The sequence below is a fragment of the Micromonospora sp. NPDC052213 genome (assembly GCF_040679695.1).
Taxonomy (GTDB): Bacteria; Actinomycetota; Actinomycetes; order Mycobacteriales; family Micromonosporaceae; genus Micromonospora.
In genome coordinates this window covers 34,540-40,835 of sequence record NZ_JBFAVI010000049.1, presented here as the reverse complement: position 1 = coordinate 40,835, position 6,296 = coordinate 34,540, and the positions used below count along the sequence as shown (strand labels likewise).

Here is a 6,296-nt window from a genome sequence, read left to right as displayed (position 1 = left end):
GGGGCGCCCCGGCCGCGGCCGCCGGGTGCCCCCCGCGCCCCCCGGCCCCGCGTCACACACCGCCCCCACACCCCCGCCCCCACGCCGCCCCCCGACCGCGCGGCCGAGGAGCTGACCGGGCCGGCGCGCGCCGAGGCGCTGCTGCTGCGGGCGGTCGTCGCGTGGAGTTCCGACGAGCCGCCGGAGGCGGTCCGGGCGGCGGCCGACCGGGCGCTCGCCGCCGCCCCGGCCGGCTCGTCGCTGGCGGGGCGGATCCACGCGCACCTCAGCCTGTTCCGGGACGCGCCGGACCCGGCCCGGCGGCACGCGGAGGCGGCGGTCGCCCTGCTGGCCGACCGCCCGGACGACCGCCCGGTGCACGCCGCGGCGCTGCTGCTGCTCTTCTTCAACGAGGTGCGCGCGGGGCTGCCGGCCCGCGCCGACCTGCTGGACCGGGGGCTGGCGCTGGAGGGGGAGGAACCGTCCTGGCTGGCGGGCATCGTGCCGGCCGCCTGGTGGAAGGCGGTGGACGAGCACGGGCGGGCCCGCGACCGGCTGCACCGGATGCTCGACCGGGCGGTCGCCCGCGGCGACGAGCCATCCCAGCACGAGCTCCTCTGCCACCTGGGGGAGACCGAGCTGCTCGCCGGGCGGTATCCGGCCGCCGCGGCGCACATCGCCGCCGCCCGCGAACTGGGCGAGCAGTACGGCAGCGACTCGGCCGGCGAACACTGGCTGGACGGACTGCTCCACGCGTACCGGGGCGAGCTGGCCGAGGCCGCCCGCGTCGCCGAGGACGGGCTGCGCCGGGCCGCCGAGCTGGACGACCGCTGGCGGCGGCGGATCTACGCCCAGCTGGCCGGCTTCGCCGCGCTGACCGGTGGCCGGCTGCCGGCCGCCGCCCGGCACTACGGCGAGCTGGCCGCCACCGTCGACGAGCTGGGCCTGGTCGAGCCGATCGCCCAGCGCTTCGAGCCGGACTGGCTGGAGGCCTGCGTCGGCGCGGGTGACCTGGCCACCGCCGAGGCGGTGCTGGACCGGCTGGCCGCCCGGCACCGGCGGCTGCCCCGGCCGTGGACCACGCTGGGCCTGGCCCGCAGTCGGGCCCTGCTCGCCGGCGCGCGGGGCCGGGACCCGTCGGACGCCCTGGCGGAGCTGGCCGCCGCCCGGGCCGCGGTGCCCGCCGACGTGCTGCCCCTGGACCGGGCCCGTTGCCTGCTGGTGGCCGGGGTCGCGTACCGGCGGGTGCGGCGCCGCCGCGAGGCGCGGGAGGCGCTGGTCGCGGCGGCCACCGAGTTCGAGGCGCTCGGGGCGGCCGCCCTGGCGGCCCGGGCCCGCGCGGAGGCGGGCCGCACCGGCGGCCGCCCGCCCGCGCCCCGCCAGCTCACCGGCACCGAACGCGAGGTGGCCCGGCTCGCCGCCGCCGGTCGCACCAACCGCGTCATCGCCGACACGCTGTTCATCAGCCCGAAGACGGTCGAGGCGAACCTCGCGCGGATCTACCGCAAGCTCGGGGTCGCCAGCCGTGCCGAACTCGGTGCCGCGATGGCCCGCGCGGCCGACGGCGAAGGATAGGGAAACACCCGATTACCCCGGCGTCGGGCGGGCCTAGCGTCGACGCATGGCCGCTCGACTCTTCGTCCTCGAACGCTACGACCGCGTTCCGGGGGAGTGCGCCGACGTGCCGGTCGGGGCGCTGAGCACCGGCATGACCCGGCTGCGGGGCGCGCTGCGGATCCCGGCCGACGACGTGGCGCTGGCGCTGGTCGAGGGGCCCGACGCGGAGACGGTGGTTGCGGTGGCCGCCGCCGCCGGCTGGCGCGTCGACCGGCTGGCCCCGGCCGAGTGGATCACCGTGCCGGACACCCCGGCGCGGTGGAGTGGAGGAGACCGACCGTGACCGTACCGAAGCAGATCCGTCGTCACCGGCGGTCCGTGCTGCTGCTGGCCGGGCTGCTCGCAACGGCCGGGCCGGTGGCCGGCTGCGGCGATACGGAGGAGGCCCCGCCCGCCGCCGGTGCCGGGGCGACCCCGGAGGCGGTGGTCGCCGGGACCACGGCCGCCGAGCCCTCCCCGACGCCGGCGGCGTCGGCCCCGGACCCGTGCGCGCTCGTGTCCCGGCGGGAGGCCGAACAGCTCGCCGGCACCCCGCTGGAGGAGGGCCAGCCGGTGCGCGAGACCTGCACCTACACCGGGCCGACCAGCGGGCCGACGGCCCAGGTGGAGATCTTCGTGGGCGAGGGCGCGAGGAAGTTCCTGGACATCGAGCGGGACCTCGGCCACGAGCTGCGGCCGCTGGCCGGGGTCGGCGACGAGGCGTACGCGAGCCACGAGGCCGTCTTCGTGCACCGGTCGGGGGTCTGGGCGTCGGTGCGCCTGGTGCGGCTCAACGACCCGGCGGAGAACCGTGCGCCGCTGGAGCGGGTGGCCCGTACCGTGGCGGGACGGCTCTGAGCGGGTGGGCGGGATGCTCGTCCGGGCGTGAGGAAGGCACCTTCCGGACACCTCCGGTGGGGTAGGGAACCCGTGTCGACGGCGGTGGTCGGCCTCACAGGGCCGGTCAGCGCCGTCACCGGGAAGGATAGGCTCGCGGCATGACGGTGGCGGTACGCGTGATCCCGTGTCTGGACGTGGACGCCGGGCGGGTGGTCAAGGGGGTCAACTTCCTCGACCTGCGCGACGCCGGCGACCCGGTGGAGCTGGCCGCGGCGTACGACCGGGCCGGCGCGGACGAGCTGACCTTCCTCGACGTCACCGCCTCCTCCAGCGACCGCGGCACCATGCTCGACGTGGTCCGCCGCACCGCGGAGTCGGTCTTCATCCCGCTGACGGTCGGCGGCGGCATCCGGCAGGTCGCCGACGTCGACACCCTGCTGCGGGCCGGCGCGGACAAGGTCGGGGTGAACACCGCCGCGATCGCCCGCCCCGAGCTGATCGCCGAGATCGCCGACCGGTTCGGCCGGCAGGTGCTGGTGCTCTCGCTCGACGTGCGGCGCGCGCCGGCCGGCACCACGCCCAGCGGCTTCGAGGTGACCACCCACGGCGGCCGGCGCGGCACGGGGCTGGACGCGGTCGACTGGGCCCGGCGGGGCGCCGAGCTGGGCGCGGGGGAGATCCTGCTCAACTCGATGGACGCCGACGGCACCAAGGCCGGCTTCGACCTCGAACTCATCGGCGCGGTGCGCCGGGTGGTCGACGTGCCGGTGGTGGCCAGCGGTGGCGCGGGCGAGGTGGCGCACTTCGCGCCGGCCGTCGGCGCCGGCGCGGACGCGGTGCTCGCCGCCAGCGTCTTCCACTTCGGGGAGCTGACCGTCGCCGAGGTCAAGGACGCGCTGCGCGGCGCCGGCCACCCGGTCCGCTGACCGGGGCCCGGGTCGTCGGCCGGGTCAGTCCGGGCGGGACCGGTTCTCCGGGGAGCGCCGGGGCGCCGGGATCGAGCGCACCACGTATTCCTGGACGGCCGCGGCGTGCTCCTCCTCGTCGAGGTGCCACTCCGCGCTGACCGGGGTGTGCCGCCGGCTGAGCACGCCCTGCACCGTGTCCACCGTCGTGGCCAGCCCGGCGCTCGGTCGGGTGCGCCAGAGCCGCTCACCGTCGGCGGTGATCCGGAACCAGCCGTCGGTGACGCTGACCAGCCCGGCTCCGACGAGGCGGCGGACCGCCGCCTCCACCTCGTGTCGCTCGGGGATCGCCTGGTTGAGGTGGTCGGCGGTGGAGAGCACGTCGGCGAGGCGCACGCCCTCGGGCCGGCGGCTGGACGCGGCCCGGCGGTGCCGGCCGGCACCGCTGGCGATCACCAGCGAGACGAAGATCCAGGCATCGGTCCAGCGCCAACCGTTCTCCCCCATGCCAGGATTCTGCCGGGCGTGGCGGCCGAAGGGAACACCGAGGACGGGCGGGCCTCCCGGAACAGGGGTCCGTGGCCGTCTGCGGACGAGGTCGCGCGGAGGGTCGGCCGCCGGGAGGGCCCGTCGGCGGAGCGGTCGGGCCGCCCGGAGCGGCGTGGCCGGTCCGGGCCGGGAGGGTCCGGGTCGCCGGGAGTCGTTCGCCGCGGTGGGACCGGTCAGGCCGCGGGGAGCGGCTCGACCCGGCCCGGGGGGACCGCCGCCGGCTCGGGGACGGTGAACAGCGGCAGGAAGACCTGGGTCAGCGGGCCGATGGCGAGCGCGTAGGCGACCGTGCCGACGCCGACCGTCCCGCCGAGCAGCCAGCCGAGCGCCAGTACGGTGACCTCGATGACGGTGCGGACCAGCCGGATCGACCGGCCGGGCCGCCGGGCGACGTAGCCGGTCATCAGGCCGTCGCGGGGGCCGGGGCCGAGGCGGGCGCCGATGTAGAGGCCGGTGGCCGCGCCGTTGGCCACGATGCCGGCCACCAGCAGCCCGATCCGTACGCCGAGCGGCCCGCCGGCCGGCAGCAGGGCCAGCGTCGCGTCCACCACCAGCCCGATCACCAGGACGTTGCTCACCGTGCCGAGGCCGGGGCGCTGGCGCAGCGGGATCCAGAGCAGCAGCACCAGCGCGCCGACCGCGATGGTGACCGTGCCGAAGGAGAGGCCGGTCAGCTCGGCCAGGCCCTGGTGGAACACGTCCCACGGGTCGAGGCCCAGCCCGGAGTTGATCATGAGGGCCATGCTCACGCCGTAGAGGACGAGCCCCGCGTAGAGCTGGGTGAGCCGCCGCGCGGGGCGATGCCGGAGATTGCCAATTGCTGCCACCCATGCCACTCTAGGGTCCAATTGGCGGGACGGAAGAGCCAATATCGGAGGGGTGGCATGACGAGTCAGGTTCGGGGTGCGCAATTGGCTCGCCTTCTCGGCCAGTGGCATGCGCTTCCGGGCCGCCGACGCAGCCCCGACTACGCCGCCCTGGCCGGTGCCGTGCGGGGCCTGCTCGCCGACGGCCGGCTGCCGCTGGGCGTACGCCTGCCCGCCGAGCGGGAGCTCGCCGAGGCGTTGAAGATCAGCCGGACCACGGTCACCGCCGCGTACCGGGAGCTGCGGGAGAGCGGCCACCTGGCCAGCCGGCGCGGTGCCGGCAGTTGGACCATGCTCCCCGGCACCCACCGGGTGGCGAGCACGGGCCTGTGGACCCCGCTGGACGACCGGGACATGATCGATCTCGGCGTGGCCGCGCTCGCCGCCCCGCCGGAGCTGCTGCCGGCCGCCCGGGCCGCCGCCGAGGACCTGCCGCGCTACCTGGGCGGCGCCGGCTACCACCCGACCGGGATCATCGAGCTGCGCGAGGCGGTGGCCCGCGCGTACACCGAGCGTGGCCTGCCCACCTCGCCCGACCAGATCATGGTCACCAACGGCACCCAGCACGCGCTGGACCTGGTGCTGCGCCTGTCGCTCGCGCCGGGCGGCAACGTGCTGGTCGAGGCGCCCAGCTACCCCAACGCGCTGGCCGCGCTGGCCGCCCGGCGCGCCCGGATCACCACCCACGGCCTCGCCGTCGAGGAGCCCGGGTGGGATGCCGACCTGCTGCTCGGCAGCCTCCGCCAGGCCCGGCCCAAGCTGGCGTACCTGATCCCGGACTTCCAGAACCCGACCGGCCACCTGATGCCGGCGTCGCTGCGCGAGCGGGTGGTCGGCACCGCGCACGCCGTCGGCACCGACCTGGTCGTCGACGAGTCCTTCGTCGACCTGCCCCTGGACGGGACGGTGCTGCCCCCGCCGACCGCCAGCTTCGACCGGCACTCCCGCGTGGTCACCATCGGCGGGATGAGCAAGCCGTTCTGGGGCGGCCTGCGGATCGGCTGGGTGCGCGCCTCGGCCCCGCAGGTGCAGCGGCTGGCCGCCGCCCGGGTCGGCGTCGACATGGCCAGCCCCGTGCTGGACCAACTGGTCGCGGTCCACCTGCTCGCCGACGCCCCGGCCATCGTCGCCGCGCGTCGGGCGCAGCTCACCGCCCAGCGCGACGCGCTGCTGGCGGCGCTCGCCCAGCGCCTGCCCGAGTGGCGGGTCACCGTGCCGCACGGCGGCGTGACCCTGTGGGCCGAACTCGACGGCCCGATCTCCAGCGCGCTCGCCCGGGCCAGCGAGGAGGTCGGCGTACGGCTGGCGCCCGGTCCCCGGTTCGGCCTGGACGGCACGCTGGAGCGCTTCCTGCGGCTGCCGTTCACCCTGCCCGCCGGCGACCTCGTCGAGGCGGTCGGGCGGATCGCCGCCGTCCGGTACGACCTGGACCGCGGCGGCCGGCCGCAGTGGCGGGAACCGGCCGTCATCGCCTGACCGCCTCCCGACCGGCGGCTGCGCCCTGGTCGACCGGCGGCACCTGTGACGGTCGGCGGCCCCGTGCCCGGCGGGCGCGGGGCCA

At 77.2% G+C, this 6,296-nt stretch carries 7 protein-coding genes; 5 read left to right on the top strand and 2 right to left on the bottom strand.

From position 1 onward, the window contains the following. The 4 genes from AB0L34_RS15115 to hisF all read left to right on the top strand — a co-directional run. A partial coding sequence (locus AB0L34_RS15115) for a helix-turn-helix transcriptional regulator (protein ID WP_363705107.1) occupies nt 1-1,554 on the top strand: 1,554 nt, incomplete at its 5' end. A 46-nt stretch (nt 1,555-1,600) separates the two neighbouring features. Further along, entirely contained in the window at nt 1,601-1,879 is a 279-nt protein-coding gene (locus tag AB0L34_RS15110; protein ID WP_363705106.1) for a hypothetical protein, read from the top strand. Then, nucleotides 1,876-2,433 carry a hypothetical protein gene (locus AB0L34_RS15105; RefSeq protein ID WP_363705105.1) on the top strand — a complete coding sequence of 186 codons (558 nt, stop codon included), beginning with the start codon at nt 1,876-1,878 and terminating at the stop codon, nt 2,431-2,433. Before AB0L34_RS15110 ends, AB0L34_RS15105 begins: the two co-directional genes overlap by 4 nt. 140 nt (nt 2,434-2,573) lie before the next feature. Next, entirely contained in the window at nt 2,574-3,341 is a 768-nt protein-coding gene (hisF, locus tag AB0L34_RS15100) for an imidazole glycerol phosphate synthase subunit HisF (RefSeq protein ID WP_357456648.1), read from the top strand. Nucleotides 3,342-3,365: 24 nt separating this feature from the next. On the opposite strand, the gene AB0L34_RS15095 is transcribed toward hisF, so the two are convergent. Both AB0L34_RS15095 and AB0L34_RS15090 read right to left on the bottom strand, forming a co-directional pair. Further along, nucleotides 3,366-3,827: a hypothetical protein gene (locus AB0L34_RS15095; RefSeq protein WP_350709318.1), complete on the bottom strand. Its 462-nt coding sequence runs from the start codon at nt 3,825-3,827 to the stop codon at nt 3,366-3,368. A 215-nt stretch (nt 3,828-4,042) separates the two neighbouring features. Continuing rightward, on the bottom strand, nt 4,043-4,696 hold the full coding sequence (locus AB0L34_RS15090) for a hypothetical protein (RefSeq protein ID WP_363705104.1): 654 nt from the start codon (nt 4,694-4,696) through the stop codon (nt 4,043-4,045). Between the two features lie 57 nt (nt 4,697-4,753). Between AB0L34_RS15090 and AB0L34_RS15085 the strand changes: the two genes are divergently transcribed. Continuing rightward, nucleotides 4,754-6,211, top strand: coding sequence for a PLP-dependent aminotransferase family protein (locus AB0L34_RS15085; protein ID WP_363705103.1), 1,458 nt, complete (start codon nt 4,754-4,756; stop codon nt 6,209-6,211). The last annotated feature ends 85 nt before the right edge of the window (nt 6,212-6,296 follow it).

Bases quoted from the DNA above. Each gene is read 5' to 3' on its own strand.
- AB0L34_RS15095 (WP_350709318.1), bottom strand. From the start codon at position 3,827: ATGGGGGAGAACGGTTGGCGCTGGACCGATGCCTGGATCTTCGTCTCG.
- AB0L34_RS15110 (WP_363705106.1), top strand. From the start codon at position 1,601: ATGGCCGCTCGACTCTTCGTCCTCGAACGCTACGACCGCGTTCCGGGG.
- AB0L34_RS15085 (WP_363705103.1), top strand. From the start codon at position 4,754: ATGACGAGTCAGGTTCGGGGTGCGCAATTGGCTCGCCTTCTCGGCCAG.
- hisF (WP_357456648.1), top strand. From the start codon at position 2,574: ATGACGGTGGCGGTACGCGTGATCCCGTGTCTGGACGTGGACGCCGGG.